General features: G+C 46.3%; 13 protein-coding genes. 7 read left to right on the forward strand and 6 right to left on the reverse strand.

Translation table 11 applies throughout. The features are described 5' to 3' along the window. The first annotated feature begins 860 nt into the window (after positions 1 to 860). The 7 genes from ABNT28_RS01265 (at position 861) to ABNT28_RS01295 (ending at position 7,494) form a co-directional block, all read left to right on the forward strand. Complete coding sequence (locus ABNT28_RS01265) at positions 861 to 1,862, forward strand: TAXI family TRAP transporter solute-binding subunit (RefSeq protein WP_332924877.1); 1,002 nt, start codon at positions 861 to 863, stop codon at positions 1,860 to 1,862. 83 nt (positions 1,863 to 1,945) lie between these two features. Further along, the gene (locus ABNT28_RS01270; RefSeq protein ID WP_332924873.1) at positions 1,946 to 3,988 is read left to right on the forward strand and encodes a TRAP transporter permease; all 2,043 of its coding nucleotides are present in this window, start codon (positions 1,946 to 1,948) and stop codon (positions 3,986 to 3,988) included. Between the two features lie 28 nt (positions 3,989 to 4,016). Beyond that, on the forward strand, positions 4,017 to 4,388 hold the full coding sequence (locus ABNT28_RS01275) for a CidA/LrgA family protein (RefSeq protein ID WP_348720879.1): 372 nt from the start codon (positions 4,017 to 4,019) through the stop codon (positions 4,386 to 4,388). Beyond that, a complete protein-coding gene (locus tag ABNT28_RS01280; RefSeq protein WP_348720880.1) occupies positions 4,381 to 5,115 on the forward strand; it encodes an LrgB family protein in 735 nt (244 codons plus the stop codon). Before ABNT28_RS01275 ends, ABNT28_RS01280 begins: the two co-directional genes overlap by 8 nt. A 94-nt stretch (positions 5,116 to 5,209) precedes the next feature. Then, positions 5,210 to 6,265 (forward strand): alcohol dehydrogenase family protein, encoded by a 1,056-nt coding sequence (locus ABNT28_RS01285; protein ID WP_348720881.1) that lies wholly within the window; start codon positions 5,210 to 5,212, stop codon positions 6,263 to 6,265. A gap of 1 nt (position 6,266) precedes the next feature. Beyond that, positions 6,267 to 6,866, forward strand: a complete 600-nt coding sequence (locus tag ABNT28_RS01290; RefSeq protein ID WP_332924876.1) for a class I SAM-dependent methyltransferase — start codon at positions 6,267 to 6,269, stop codon at positions 6,864 to 6,866. Positions 6,867 to 7,008: 142 nt separating this feature from the next. Further along, a complete protein-coding gene (locus tag ABNT28_RS01295; protein WP_332924869.1) occupies positions 7,009 to 7,494 on the forward strand; it encodes a YajQ family cyclic di-GMP-binding protein in 486 nt (161 codons plus the stop codon). Between the two features lie 35 nt (positions 7,495 to 7,529). On the opposite strand, the gene ABNT28_RS01300 is transcribed toward ABNT28_RS01295, so the two are convergent. From ABNT28_RS01300 to ABNT28_RS01325, 6 genes are all read right to left on the reverse strand, one after another. After that, positions 7,530 to 8,603: an ABC transporter ATP-binding protein gene (locus ABNT28_RS01300; protein ID WP_332924868.1), complete on the reverse strand. Its 1,074-nt coding sequence runs from the start codon at positions 8,601 to 8,603 to the stop codon at positions 7,530 to 7,532. Further along, positions 8,603 to 9,682, reverse strand: coding sequence for an ABC transporter ATP-binding protein (locus ABNT28_RS01305; protein WP_332924867.1), 1,080 nt, complete (start codon positions 9,680 to 9,682; stop codon positions 8,603 to 8,605). The genes ABNT28_RS01300 and ABNT28_RS01305 overlap by 1 nt, the downstream gene beginning before the upstream one ends. A gap of 1 nt (position 9,683) precedes the next feature. Then, positions 9,684 to 10,532 (reverse strand): carbohydrate ABC transporter permease, encoded by an 849-nt coding sequence (locus ABNT28_RS01310; RefSeq protein WP_332924866.1) that lies wholly within the window; start codon positions 10,530 to 10,532, stop codon positions 9,684 to 9,686. A gap of 3 nt (positions 10,533 to 10,535) precedes the next feature. After that, a complete protein-coding gene (locus ABNT28_RS01315) occupies positions 10,536 to 11,402 on the reverse strand; it encodes a sugar ABC transporter permease (protein ID WP_332924865.1) in 867 nt (288 codons plus the stop codon). 90 nt (positions 11,403 to 11,492) lie between these two features. Beyond that, positions 11,493 to 13,031: an extracellular solute-binding protein gene (locus ABNT28_RS01320; protein ID WP_332924864.1), complete on the reverse strand. Its 1,539-nt coding sequence runs from the start codon at positions 13,029 to 13,031 to the stop codon at positions 11,493 to 11,495. A gap of 41 nt (positions 13,032 to 13,072) precedes the next feature. Beyond that, positions 13,073 to 14,128, reverse strand: coding sequence for an NAD(P)-dependent alcohol dehydrogenase (locus ABNT28_RS01325; RefSeq protein WP_332924863.1), 1,056 nt, complete (start codon positions 14,126 to 14,128; stop codon positions 13,073 to 13,075). Positions 14,129 to 14,202 lie beyond the last annotated feature (74 nt).

Here is a 14,202-nt window from a genome sequence, read left to right on the forward strand (position 1 = left end):
ACTAGACTACGAATCTAGGGGTCGGGAGTTCGAATCTTCCCGAGCGCGCCATTTTTTCAACAGCTTACAGTATTTATATTATTTGCTAACCGCAACGGGGTACCCGCTGGGGTACCAGATGCTGACAGGCTATTTACCGTCTAAAAAGGTCATCCACTTTTGCATGAACATCAAAATATAGGTGTTCTCAGGTGTAAAGAACCGTGAACCTCTAGCCATGTTTCACTGGTTAGCATTATATTTAGTTGTTTTTAATTACCATTTGGTACGTTGTGACAATGAGGTTGATAACTATTCCATTATTGATAACGCTTGCTTGCTTGGGCGCATGTGCGTCCCAAGACCGGTCTCTTCTTACAAAAGCAGGGGATGCGTTACTTGATTGCGCTGCTTTACAAGAAGAGATGGATTTTGCACCAAGCCTTGGTGAAGATGCACCCGCACGTCGCCGTCATATAAAAGCTCTTCAAAAGAAAAATCAGTGCATATCTAAGCCCGAAGTTTCAATGTCATTTAGCTTTTCAAAAAGTTTTTAAGTCACTGGGTCACAAGCCACTGACTCTCAGCCCTTGCTTCTTTGGATTGGGTTGTTTTGATGTTTGTGCGTCTTTATTTACCGCCAGCAAATTTATTATCCCACCTTCTCACAGGGTAAGTCTTACGGGGCGAGTCTTACGGGGCAAGTCTTAATGAGACCACCCAAAAGCCTGATAATGCTCTTAAGCTATGATTAGACAGATTGGCAGTTATAAAAGTGCATTTATTCTTCTCATTCTATATAGTTTTCACATACCTAACCTTGACGGTTTGATCTCAGATAGGCACGTTGGCTATCTTAACTTTTGGAGAACGTAATGTTTATGAAATCAATAAAATCGGTTGTTGCAGCTAGTGCGCTTGCTGTAGGGCTTTCGGCTAATGCACTTGCCGCTGACCTAACATTTTTTACCATTGGAACAGGTGGTACTGCCTATACTTACTATCCTGTTGGAGGCATGATTGCGAATGCCATCTCAAAGCCTCCAGGCTCTCGTGAATGTGGCAAAGGCGGCAGTTGCGGTGTTGAAGGTTTAATCGCGTCTGCTGTGTCTTCACGTGGATCTGTTGATAATGTAAATGCTATCCTGTCTGGTCTGCGTAATTCAGGTTTTGCTCAATCAGACGTTGCTTATTGGGCATTTACTGGAACAGGTACAATGGAAGGCAAGGAGCCTGCAACAGACTTACGTACAATTGCAGCTTTGTTCCAAGAACATATCCACCTTGTTGCACTTGCAGATAGCGGCATCAATTCCGTGGCAGACCTCAAGGGCAAGCGCGTTTCACTTGATGAGCCAGGTTCGGGTACTTACGTAGATGCCAATCTGATCTTGGACGCAAATGGTCTGGGTGTTGATGACGTCACAGCCGAAGCACTTAAAGGTAATGCCGCAGCTGAAGCGTTACGCAATGGTAAGATTGATGCGTTCTTCGTTGTCGCAGGTTATCCAACAGGTGCGATTGTAGAATTGGCCTCATCTGCTGACATCAAACTAGTTCCTATCGCAGGAAGCGGTGCGGAGAAGCTAACAAGTGAATATGGATTTTTCGCGCAAAGCGATATTCCAGCTGGCACATATGAAGGTGTCGATGCGACATCTACAGTGGCTGTTGGTGCGCAGTGGTTTACATCAGCAAAAGAAGATGATGACCTGATCTACAACATTACAAAAGCTTTGTGGAACAAGGAATCACGCAAATTGATGGACGTTGGTCACTCAAAGGGTAAAGCGATTACACCTGATAGTGCATTGGCAGGCGTAGGCGTGCCACTTCATGCAGGTGCTGAGCGTTTCTACAAGGAAGCTGGTCTGTTAAAGTAGCCTCATCTATTTAATATAACCCCACACACTAGTTTTTATAACACTTGGGTGTGGGGTCTTTTTTAAACCAGCAAGGATGCACAATGTCAGATCAAGCTGATACAACTGGTACGCTTACATCAGAAGAATTGACGGACATTGAGCGCAGATTTGATCCGGAAACTGCCTTTCGTACTGTTGGGCCATTTCTCAAAATAGCAATTACAATTGCTCTAGTGGCGATGTCTGTCTATCACTTTTATGCCTCTGGCTTTGGCCTGATGCGTGAGCTAATGCATCGTGGTATCCACATCTCATTTGTTCTAGGGCTTGCCTTTTTGCTGTTTGGCTATCGTCGAAACACAACGCCATTTAACGCTTCATCCAAAATAAACTTTGGCTGGCTTTATCTTCAAGACATCCCGATTCTCGATTATCTCTTATGCGCTGCCAGTGTTGTGACAGCGATGTATCTGCCGCTATTACCGCCAGAAATTGTAGCGATGCGGGTTGGCAACCCCGCTCTTACTGACGTTATTATTGGCGGATGTTTACTATTTTTGGTGCTTGAGGCATCACGGCGGTCAATCGGATTTACCTTGCCGCTCATTTCAATTATTTTTATTTTATTCGCCTTGTTTGGTCCTTACGCCCCAGGGGCGCTCAAACATGGTGGTACAAGTATCGCAGGGATTGTTAATCACCTTTATCTTACCAACCAAGGCATCTATGGCATCGCGATTGGTGTGATGGCACAATATGTGTTCCTATTCATCTTATTTGGGGTTTTGGCTACACGCATAGGCCTTGGTCAGCTTTTCATTGATATGGCGATGGTTATTGCTGGCCGCTTTGCTGGCGGCCCAGCAAAAGTTGCGATTTTCTCATCTGCCTTTATGGGTACGATTTCAGGTTCATCGATTGCAAATACTGTCACAACGGGCGCTTTAACAATACCGGCAATGAAGCGTGTTGGTTATCCACCGCATTTTGCAGGGGCGGTCGAAGCAACATCCTCAACAGGCGGACAGATAACACCACCTATCTTGGGCGCAGCAGCCTTTATCATGGTGGAATATCTTGAAATCCCATTACGCGATATTCTTGCTGCGGCCCTGTTTCCAGCGTTGCTGCATTATTTCGGCATTTTTATCATGGTGCATCTTGAAGCCAAAAAACTAGGTCTTCGCGGCCTGTCAGCTGATGAACTTCCCCAATTTCTCACTGTTTGCAAAAAACACTGGCTATCAATTACGCCATTGATTGTTCTGGTTTACTTCATCTTCTCTGGTCGCACCCCGGATTTTGCCGCAGTGTATGGCATCATTGCCTGTGTTGTTGTGGGCTTTTTACGCCCTGACAACAGATTAACAATACGCGACCTCATTGAAGGTCTTGCTTCTGGTGCCCGTAACACAATCGCCGTTGGTGCCGCCGCGGCATGCGTTGGGATAATTGTAGGTGTTGTCACTCTAACAGGAGTTGGCTTCCGCCTTGGATATGTCGTGGTGCAAACGGCCAATGATATTGGTGTCTTCTTTAATGGGATATGGCCGTTATCTTACTTTTCGCTAGAAACCCTAGCGCTGTTTTTCTCACTTCTGCTCATCGCTATGGCATGTATTGTCATGGGGGCTGGCATTCCCACAACGGCCACCTACATCATTTTGGTAGCGGTAGCGGCGCCAGCATTAGAGTTAATGGGCGTTGTACCACTCGTCTCTCATTTCTTTGTGTTCTATTATGGCGTACTAGCAGATATTACGCCACCCGTAGCCCTTGCTGCATATGCCGCCGCAGGTATTGCTGGGGCAAACCCTTTCAAGACAGGAAATACAGCATTCCGCCTTGGTATTGCCAAAGCGCTGGTGCCGCTCGTGTTTGTTTACTCACCAGCATTGTTGTTGATTGCTGGCGAATTCACCTGGGCTGTTTTCACGGTCACATTAGTGGGCGCTATGATAGGCATTAGCTTAATTGGTGCGGCTTTCACAGGCTATCTTGTTGCCCCTATTCCAATTGCAATGCGTTGGTATGTAGGCATGGTATCGTTGCTGTTCATTGCTCCCGGTTTGGATACAATGCTTGTTGGCTTTGTCTTGCTTATCTTACCAGCCATGCAACAGATAAGAGCCATTCGGATATGATGCGCAGTATCTAAAGGAGTGGGGTCATTTGCTAGGCGCTATCTTTACAATTTTTATTTTTCAACTGGCTGGCGAAGCTTTTCAAAAATATTTTGACTTGGCTATCCCGGGGCCGGTAATCGGGCTGATTTTGATGCTCTTGAGTTTGTTGCTCACAAAGCAAAATATAAACCCCAATGTCACCACGTTTAGAACAAATATTATAAATACATCTGAAAATTTACTTAAATATCTATCTCTTCTTTTCGTGCCTATTGGCGTTGGCGTCATCATGCATTTGCAACTTCTTGAAGCGCAATTACTACGAATCATCGCCGTGATCGTGCTTGGCACGATATTCACAATGATTTTCACCTCCGTCATTTTCCTGAAAACCAGCAAAGCCAAAGCCGATGAGTGATGCCGCAAAGCTATATCAAGTGTGGGTTTATCTTCAGGCCGAACCGCTTTTCTGGCTGACCCTTACGATTGGCGCTTATTTGCTAGCCGATAGGCTTTATCGCGCTTCGGGGCTATTTCCGCTTTTAAATCCGGTCGCAATCAGCATTATTTTGGTTAGTACCTGTCTGATAAATTTCGGGGTGGAATATGAACGATATTTCGACGGTGCCAAATTTATTCATTTTCTCTTAGGCCCTGCCACGGTGGCTTTGTCGATCCCTATCTATCTCAACTGGAATATTGTTGTCGGTGCCAAAAAGGCAATAGTGACCTCTGTATTACTTGGATCGCTTTTTGCAATCGGCATCACCTATGCGATAGCAGTTATTCTTCAGCTTGATCTGGTCACGACAAAATCATTGCTCCCAAGAAATGTCACCGCGCCCATCGCTATGGGCATATCTGAAATAATTGGCGGCGTCCCGTCATTGACCGCCATCATTACCATTGTGACAGGCATCATTGGTGCGGCACTTGGCACCTTTGTGCTTGATCTATTCAGGATCAAAAATATGGCCGCTCGCGGCTTTGCCTTTGGGCTGGCAAGTCATGGCATTGGCACCGCACGCGCCATGGCCAAAGACAAAGAAGCAGGTGTATTTGCTGCTGTTGCGATGGGGTTGAGTGGCATCGTTACAGCCGCGATCATACCGCTCGCTTTTTTCATAATCAGAGATTTTCTTTAAATTATCGCTTTGGTCATTCTATAACGATATTTGCTGGGCCAATAAAATGGAATCTAGCGACCACATCAGGACAGACTGATAACAGGAAAACAAAATGCCGGATAGTTCAGATATGATGCACGGTGTCGTACTTCTTGGCCATGGTGGGCCAGACATGCTTGAATATCGCGATGATCTGCCCATACCACAGCCACAAACAGGCGATGTGCTGATAAAAATGCATGCCGCTGGGGTCAATAACACCGATATCAACACCCGCCTTGCTTGGTATTCAAAATCAGACGCTGCCAATCAAGATGCAAGCTGGGCAGGCGCACCGCTTAACTTTCCGCTTATTCAGGGCATTGATGCTTGTGGCGACATTATGGCTGTTGGCAAAGGCGTGTCACATGACCGGATTGGCGAACGCGTTCTGGTTGAACCATGCCTATATGAAGCGCATGGCAAAAGGCTCGATCAACCTTGGTTTTTCGGATCTGAATGTAATGGCGCTTTTGCTGAATATACGGTTGTTGCCTCCCGCCACGCTCACCGCATCACCAGCGCCTTAAGCTCGGTCGCGCTTGCGTCTTTTCCCTGTTCCTATTCAACCGCAGAAAATATGCTAACCCGGGCACATGTCAAAGCAGGCGACATAGTGCTTGTCACTGGTGCCTCTGGCGGTGTCGGCTCTGCCACCATACAGCTGGCAAAGGCGCGTGGTGCCGTGGTTTATGCGGTGACATCTCCGGAAAAACAAACCGCCCTAAAAGCACTAGGGGCTGATCGGGTACTAGACAGGGGCGCTTCTCTTATCGAAACGCTTGGCGCCAATAGCGTCGATGTTGTCATTGATCTTGTTGCGGGGGCTAGCTGGCCAGATTTGCTGGATAGTCTTCGTCGGCATGGTCGCTATGCTGTTGCAGGTGCCGTTGCGGGACCACTTGTCACACTTGATGTGCGCACCCTCTATCTTAAAGATATCAGCTTTTTTGGCTGTACCGCGCTTGATGCGGGCGTGTTCGCTAATCTGGTGACACTTATTGAAACAGATGCCATAAAACCGCTTGTTGCTGACATATTTCCGCTCAAACATATCAATAAAGCTCAACAGGCTTTTACCGAGAAAAACTATATTGGCAAAATTGTTCTTGAGATCGCCAGTCAGTAACATCATGAAACAAAGCCAATCATTAAAATGTGACTTTATAGGCGGTGCTGTTAATCACCGCTTGTTGTTTGGCGGCGGACGCGGCCAGGGCTTACCCAAAGCCGTTGGCATGAAAGCTGGCAAAACACCGCACATAGTTGATGCCACCGCGGGGCTTGGCAGGGATGCTTTTTTGCTGGCGTCGCTGGGATCACAAATCACCCTGATCGAAAGATCGGATGTGATGCACACGCTTCTTCAAGATGGTCTTAAGGCCGCGCGTAATGCCGGTGGTCTCCATGCTGAAATAGCTGATCGCATGACCTTGCTTCATGCTGACGCGATTGACCTGTTACCATCCATGCACCCTGACGTCGTGCTGGTTGATCCCATGCACCCCCCACGGCAAAAATCTGCCTTGGTCAAAGCTGATTTAAGAGCTATCCGCGAGATTGTTGGCGTCGATGAAGACCAACTTACGCTTATCCAGACAGCCCTTGCCACCGCATCAAAACGCGTTGTTTTAAAATGGCCCGCCAAAGCCAGCCCGCTTGAGGGGCTAAGACCATGCTCGCATCAGATAATCGGAAAGTCAGTCAGATTCGATGTGTTCATGATCTGACGTCTTCACCCACCTCACTTTGTAAAACAATCTCTCTTTTTGCCGCCGAATGTGGCAGACTAACGCCTGACAAGCCTGACATCAGGCGACGATTAAAGTCAGCATCCATTCTTTGGGTTTAGGCTAGTAATAGGAGAAACATATGCCCAGTTTTGACATTGTAAGCAAAACCGACATGACCTCGGTGGATAACGCGCTTCAGGGCGTAAAAAAGGAAATGCAGGTCAGATATGACTTCAAGGGCAGCAAGTCTGAAATCAGCAAAGAAGGTGAAGCCATTCTGATCATAGCTGATGATGAACTCAAGCGGCGTCAGGTCGAGGAATTATTGCTTACCCATCTAACGCGCAAAGGCGTCGATACAGAGGCGCTGGAATTTGGAAACACTGAACAGGCTGGCGGTAACACAGTGCGCCAAACCGTAACGGTAAAACAAGGTGTCCAGCGTGACGTTGCGCAGAAAATCGTAAAGGCAATCAAATCATCAAAACTGAAAACCCAAGCCTCTATTCAGGGTGATGAAGTCAGGGTAACAGGCAAAAAGCGTGACGATTTACAAGCAACCATGACTTTGATTAAAGAACTGGATGCAGGCCTTCCCTTGCAGTTTGAAAACTTTAGAGACTAAAGATCGTCACGTAACCAAAATGTGATTATGGCTGATTACACAAGCACTTCATCAGCATATACACAGCAACGTTCAGCGGGGAATGTCAGCCAAACTTTATCTGTTGGTATTGTCGCTTCTCTTTTCATCTTGGCTTTAATAACCATGCTGCTCACCTGCGCTGTTACCAGCCGGTAATTGCCGAAATCTTCCATCCGCGTCACATTTGCTTCAATGGCACCTGTCGATTTTTTGGCTGACAATGTAATGAATTCGGCACGAATCCCCAGTTTCACATTATCGGTCTTGATTTTACTGAGATCAGTCTTGGTCTTGAACTTATGGCCATCGACACTGACTTCATTCTTACCGCTGATCGTCCCGTCATACATATTCATAGCGGGTGCGCCAATAAAATAGCCGACAAACGTCGTTTGTGGCCGCTCGAACAATTCCTGTGGTGTGCCAACCTGCACAAGTGATCCTTCATCCATAACGATAATATTATGGGCAAAGGTCATCGCCTCATTCTGGTCATGCGTTACATAGATCAGCGTTGATTTATACAGTTCGTTGATTTCTTTCAGCTTGCGTCGCAACCGGAATTTCAGATCCGGATCGATCACTGTTAATGGTTCATCCATCAGCACCGCCGCCACATCGTCTCGTACCAGACCGCGGCCAAGTGAAATCAGTTGCTTCTGGTCGGCGGTCAAGCTGTTGGCTGGCCTATCAAGTAAATGCTCAAGACTCAGCGTTTCGGCCACTTCCTGTACCTTGCGCTTAATCACTGCGGAATCAACATTCCGACAAACCAGCGGAAATGACAGATTATCACCAACCGACATCGTGTTATAAATGACTGGAAACTGGAAAACCTGTGCGATATTGCGGTTTGCAGTTTTGCTTTGCGTCACATCTTCACCGTCAAAGCGAATACGCCCTTCGGATGGCGTAACGATACCAGACATGATGTTCAGCATTGTTGTCTTACCACATCCAGACGGCCCCAGAATGGCATACCGGCCACCATCGTCCCAGGTCAGGCTGAACTTTCGTAAAGCGTACACTGGATCAGCCACATTTGGATCATAGCTATGCGCAATATTATCAAGATCAATTCTAGCCATTATTTCACCTTCCCAAAGGGCGACGATACAAGCGCACCATCAGCACCAAAGGCATACATTTTGCTACTATCAAGTGCCAGCTTGACCTTTTCGTTAGCGGTAAAATCACGAACCATATCAAGCAGTCCGACAATCGTCTGATCGCCGTTCTTGACATGCAGATAGGTCTCCGAACCGCTGATTTCGGCCAGTTCAACAAGAAATGGCAAGCCTTTCGATGCCAACGATACATCAGCTGCACGAATACCAAATGTATAATCACCAGCGGTTAATGATTTGAAATGTGCGGGTACAGGCATCGATATATCCTTATTCACCACAATGCGGCCATCACTAATCTGACCAGGCAACAGATTCATCGCTGGATCATTGGCAATTTCGGCAACGCGGATATTGGCTGGATTTTCAAACACATCCTTAGCAGGGCCTTGCTGAAGAATGCGGCCTTCATCCATGAGGATAATCTCACCACCAAGCTGCATCGCTTCAACTGGATCGGTGCTGGAATAAATCAGGATTGAATCCGACGATACGCGCGTCGAGAAAATATTCCTGAATTCTTCTCTTAGTTGTTCACGCAATTTGTAATCCAGATTTACCAACGGCTCATCAAGCAACAAAATATTGGCTTCTTTGGCCAACGACCGTGCCAAAGCAACACGTTGTTGCTGGCCACCAGAAAGCGCCTGTATCTTTCGCGCCTCAAACCCTTCAAGACCCACCGTTTGAAGTGATGACATGACACGCTGACTGATTGTCGCTTCATCCAATTTGCGCTGGCGCAAAGGAAAGGCCACATTGTTGAACACTGTCAGATGCGGGTAATTGATGAATTGTTGATACACCATAGCAATATTACGCTCCCATACGGGAATATTGCCAAAGTCCTGCCCACCCACCTTTATGCTTCCCCCATCAACAGTCAGAAGACCTGCTATCGCTTTCAGCAAAGTTGTCTTGCCTGCTAGGGTACGTCCAAGAATGGTATATAATTGGCCACGTTTCATGGTGAATGACACATCATCAAGATGAAATTCGTCTTGTGGCTTATAGGTTAGATTTTCTGCAACGAGATCCATGTTACTTCAATGCCCCCGACAGATTGCCTTTTGACAGATAGCGTTCCACAAGGAACGCGACCACGATAAGTGGTGCAACAGATACCAGCGCCGACGCCGACAAGCTCCACCATGGTGTAATTGAAGAATTCAGCGCCACAATAGCTACTGGCAATAATTGCACTTCGGTAAAGGTCAGGATGAACGCGAAGAAGAAATCGGTCCAACCAAAAATCATGCAGAACAGACCTGCAACAATCAGCCCGGGTATAGAGTTTGGAAGCACGACCTTATAAAACGCCTGATATGGATTACACCCGTCAATCAGAGCTGTCTCGTCAATCTCACGTGGCACCTTGTTAAAGAAATCAACCATGATCCATACCGCAATCGGCATGAGCAACACGATATAGACAAGAATCAGTCCGAACAGACTATCCAGCAACCCGAGGAAACCAAGCATGATAAAGAACGGAATCGATAGAACAACTGGCGGCATGATGCGCTGTGAAATAAAGAAGAAGGTTATATCGTTGTTCTTTATGAAGCCTGCTTTAAACGTAAAACGTGATAGCGCATAGGCCGCAAGCGTACCCAGAATGATGCTGATCAGGCTGGCCGAACAGGTCACAAAGATCGAGTTGAAATACGGTTCAACAATATTAACACCACCTTGCGCTGGCGACCTTACGAGCACTTTCCAGCCTTCAAGTGATGGCTCGAAATCAACCCATGGAATATAGGTTGCACTGCCTGTAACTGAATTGAAGTCTTTGAATGATGTTGATAGTGCCCACAAAAATGGCGCGATTACGAACATCGACCAAACCGAGACAAATCCGTATTTCAAAGCACGATATATAAAGGTCATGAGTTAGGCTTTCTTTATAAAAATTTTGACCAAAACATTGGCAATCACTGTCAGACTGATAATCATGATAATCAGATATGTGAATGACAGAGCCGCGGAATATCCCATCTGGAATTCACGCAATCCTTTGATGAAAATATAATAGCTTGATGTTTCCGTTGATGTGCCAGGTCCACCAGACGTCAGCACATAAACCGTATCCATGATCTTGGATGCTTCAATGAGGCGGATAATAATCGCACCAATAGATATCGGTGCCATCAATGGAAAGGTGACATATACAAATTTACGAATTGGGCCTGCGCCATCAATCGATGCGGCAAGGAACGGTTCTTTGGGAAGCGATAGCAAGCCTGCAAGCATCAGTAGGAACATAAAAGGCGTCCACTGCCATACTTCAACAGTTATAACTGTCACCAAAGAAAGATATTCGTTGCTGAGCCAGGGAGGTGCCATATCAAACAAACTGAAGAAATCATTTACCGGACCAAGTGACTCATGAAAAACCGTGCGCCAGATCACAGTCATGATAACTGGCGTGGACATCATCGGGATCAGAAACAGAACTCTGAAAAACCGTTGAAACTTTATGTCCTCCCAGACCATAAGCGCCAACGAAAAGCCAATGACATATTGCAGAAATACGGTCGTTACAGACAAGAAACTAAGTCTGGCAAATGACTCCCAGAACCTCAGATCATCGGTAAAAAGCCGGACGTAATTTTCCAAACCAATGAAATCAAGACCCGGGTAAAAACTGTCCCAACTAGACAAACTAAGCCGGACTGTAAAAATAATTGGGAAAATAAGAATGCCAAGCAGCGTCAGCAAACCGGGTAATAGAAAAATGTGTTTATGTTTAAAGTTCATAATTAATCTCTAAGTAAAATGTTCATCTTACTAGCTAATATGGTCACCCTGACAATTCAGAGTGACCATATATTATTTACTATAGCCTGATTAGTTCAGGTTGTCTTCGAGTGCGACACCGGCAGAATATGCTTTTCTGACATTATCTGCACCCACACGCTTAACAATCTTAGTCCACTCAGCAGCAACTTCATCAAGCGCTTCCTGAGGTGATAGCTGTCCAGCAAGTGCTTTGGCTGTTCCTGTTGCAACAGCTTCTGTAAATTGCGAAGTGCCCGCTACACGAAGAGGAAACACACGGTTTGTGCTTTTCTCTTCCATATCAAGCAATGTCTGAGAATATTCTTCGGCAATTTCCTGATCCCATCCCTGACGCTCAACATAGATCTCAGGAACAAAGTCAGACTTCTTGAACGGGTTCACACCGAAACGACCAATGGCAATATCAGCCTGGTGATTCGCATCATTGGCAAAGAAGCACAGATAGTCGAAGGCCATGTCATGGTCATCACTTTTCTTGGCAACACCGGCAGCCCAGCCCCACACAATAAATGGTGCTTGGTTGTAACCTTCATCCCATTTACCTGAAACACGGTTCCATACGCGATCAGCACCTGGCAAAGGAGCTACGCCAACCTTGTTCTTGATTGGGCTATCGTCTTCCATAGCTTTTACAAAGGCGTCATCCCATGAAAAGCTGAACAGAGCCTGTCCACCACCAAATGAGTTGATTTCATCGCCAAGACTGAAGTTAATGCCGCCTGGTGGGACATATTTTGTAGCTTCAACCCAATCGGTCAGAGCCTCAACAAAACCTGGATTATTAATCAAAGGTGTCATTGTTTCTAGGTCAAAGTAAAAGCCACCTGGTGTATTAGGATTCTTTGAATATGCAGCAGAACGACTAAAGAAGGCAGCCGATCCCAGAATGTCTTTCGCCATGACTTCAGCGGCACCATATTCCAGCTCGCCGTCATTATCCCAATCTTGAGCATTAAAGTAGGCGGCGATCTGTCCATACTCTTTCCATGTGCGTGGCACACGAAGTTCGCGGCCTGTATCAGCCTTGTACTTCTTCTGGAACTCAGGGTTATCGATTACGTCCTTGCGGTATTTCAGATAATGACGGTCACCATCAATTGGGAACTGGATCATCTGGCCATCCCATGATGCCACATCAATATGTGACTTGGTTACGTCCTGCATCTGCCGCATGTTCACGTATTTCGCTGGCACAGGCTCAAGATACTGTTTCCAGTCACGGATAAAGTTCGAGAAGCCAAAAACAATATCATAAGGTGCCTGTCCAGTTTGGAACGGAACCATTGCTTTGGCATACAGATCACCCGCAGGCGTATGCGTAATGTTAACAGTCGCGCCTGTTAACTTGGAAAATTGCTCGCCATGCAGGGCTGTTGGCTCACCAATAACAGGCACAGCATGTGTGTTGATGGTTAATGTACGGCCACTATAGTCCTTTTTGGACATAGACTCATACGAACATTCACCAGCTATATCGCCAGTGTTCTTAATATGTGGAAACTGATCGCTCCACTTATCGGCATTAGCTGTACCGGCAACTAATGTTGCCGCAACAACCAAACCGGTTGCATACATAGTCTTCTTCATTGTTTCCTCCGTTTTTGGGTACTCACTTCTTTTTAAAAATCTTACGGGACAAGAACACCACGGCCCTTGACCTTACCGTTATTGAGGTCCTGAAGCGCCTGATTGGCGTTATCAAGACTATATTCTTGGACTGCAAGATTGACTTTGCCCTTGTCGGCAAGCGCCATCAGTTCGGTAAGTTCTGCCCATGTGCCGACCAGGCTACCGATGATGTTTTTCTCGGTCGTAATCATTTCAAAGGCACTTACGTTAATGTCTTCACCATAGCCGATGACATAATAACTACCCATGTCCCGGGTCATGGCTAGACCTTTGGCTGTCGTGCCGCGCTCAGCGACAAAATCCATCACCGCTTCAGCACCTTTGCCTTTTGTAAGTTCCAGAATTTTTTCGACCTCATTGCCATCCGCTTTGACCAAATGATCTGCACCACAGGATTCAGCCAAAGACAATGACAGTTCAGACGGATCAACCACGATGATTTCGGCTGCACACATGGCGCGTAACACCTGAATGGCGATATGACCAAGGCCACCGGATCCGATAACCACACATTTTTCACCTGGCAAAAGATGACGTGACGCTTTTTTTGCTGCCCGATAGGCTGTCAGCCCGGCATCAGCATAGGCTGCCACTTCTTTTGGTACCAATGTCTGAGGAAGTTTGACGATGTTACGTGCCGACGTTTTCAAAGCTTCGGCATATCCACCATTACAATCAACCCCTGGAAAAGATCCGTTTTCACCGTGCATATCATGTCCACGACGACAAGCAATACATGTACCGCCTGTGATCTTTGGATGCACAATCACCGGATCGCCTTTCTTGAGACCTTCCACTTCGGATCCCACATCTTCGATCCAACCTGCATTTTCATGACCCATAATCAACGGCAATAAAGCATCACCATTGGGATCATTGGCCACACGCCATACGCCTTCGATTATATGCAAATCAGTACGGCAAACACCTGCGCCGCCAATCCGGACAATCACGTCACTAGATTTTTCAATAATCGGGTCAGGAACATTTTCCATATCAACCCAGCTTGATGCTGTCAGATCATCGTCATATTTATTAAGAACTTGTGCTTTCATTTTTTACACCTGCTATATTTTTCTAATTTACCCTTGCAGGGAAAAAATTGCGAAACAACGCCGATATATGCTCA

Origin of the sequence: uncultured Candidatus Puniceispirillum sp. (genome assembly GCF_963979125.1) — a bacterium.
Lineage (GTDB): Bacteria > Pseudomonadota > Alphaproteobacteria > Puniceispirillales > Puniceispirillaceae > Puniceispirillum.

What these genes read in the sequence shown, in the direction of transcription:
- ABNT28_RS01265 (WP_332924877.1), top strand. Translation starts at nt 861, where the DNA reads ATGAAATCAATAAAATCGGTTGTTGCAGCTAGTGCGCTTGCTGTAGGG.
- ABNT28_RS01270 (WP_332924873.1), top strand. Translation starts at nt 1,946, where the DNA reads ATGTCAGATCAAGCTGATACAACTGGTACGCTTACATCAGAAGAATTG.
- ABNT28_RS01280 (WP_348720880.1), top strand. Translation starts at nt 4,381, where the DNA reads ATGAGTGATGCCGCAAAGCTATATCAAGTGTGGGTTTATCTTCAGGCC.
- ABNT28_RS01285 (WP_348720881.1), top strand. Translation starts at nt 5,210, where the DNA reads ATGCCGGATAGTTCAGATATGATGCACGGTGTCGTACTTCTTGGCCAT.
- ABNT28_RS01295 (WP_332924869.1), top strand. Translation starts at nt 7,009, where the DNA reads ATGCCCAGTTTTGACATTGTAAGCAAAACCGACATGACCTCGGTGGAT.
- ABNT28_RS01300 (WP_332924868.1), bottom strand. Translation starts at nt 8,603, where the DNA reads ATGGCTAGAATTGATCTTGATAATATTGCGCATAGCTATGATCCAAAT.
- ABNT28_RS01305 (WP_332924867.1), bottom strand. Translation starts at nt 9,682, where the DNA reads ATGGATCTCGTTGCAGAAAATCTAACCTATAAGCCACAAGACGAATTT.
- ABNT28_RS01310 (WP_332924866.1), bottom strand. Translation starts at nt 10,532, where the DNA reads ATGACCTTTATATATCGTGCTTTGAAATACGGATTTGTCTCGGTTTGG.
- ABNT28_RS01315 (WP_332924865.1), bottom strand. Translation starts at nt 11,402, where the DNA reads ATGAACTTTAAACATAAACACATTTTTCTATTACCCGGTTTGCTGACG.
- ABNT28_RS01320 (WP_332924864.1), bottom strand. Translation starts at nt 13,031, where the DNA reads ATGAAGAAGACTATGTATGCAACCGGTTTGGTTGTTGCGGCAACATTA.
- ABNT28_RS01325 (WP_332924863.1), bottom strand. Translation starts at nt 14,128, where the DNA reads ATGAAAGCACAAGTTCTTAATAAATATGACGATGATCTGACAGCATCA.